This window comes from Saccharothrix sp. ST-888 (assembly GCF_000955975.1).
Classification (GTDB): domain Bacteria; phylum Actinomycetota; class Actinomycetes; order Streptomycetales; family Streptomycetaceae; genus Kitasatospora.
Window position 1 is genome coordinate 1 of sequence record NZ_JYJF01000641.1, and the last position, 345, is coordinate 345.

Consider the following 345-nt stretch of genomic DNA (forward strand, 5'->3'; position numbering starts at 1 on the left):
CGATGACCGAGACCACCGGCACCGACTCCCGGCCCGCGCCCCTGGTCGTGCTGAGCGGCGTCAACAACCACTTCGGAGCGCCCCACGGGCTCCAGGACATCGACCTGGAGATCACCCGGGGCGAGGTGGTAGTGCTGACCGGCCAGTCCGGGTCCGGCAACTCGACCCTGTGCCGGACGATCAACCGGCTGGGCACGGGCCACTCCGGCCCCATCGCCCGCCACCGCCGGCCGCTGCCCGCCGAAGGCCGGGAACTGGCCCAGCTGCGAGCCGAGGTCCGCATCGGGTTCCAGAGCTCCAACCTCTTCGCACCCAAGACCGTGCTGGAGCACGTGGGGCTCGCGC

General features: G+C 72.2%; 1 protein-coding gene. It reads left to right on the top strand.

The window, feature by feature from the left end:
• Nucleotides 1-345 (top strand): ATP-binding cassette domain-containing protein (locus UK12_RS34075; protein WP_045307096.1); only part of this gene is annotated, 345 nt, incomplete at both ends.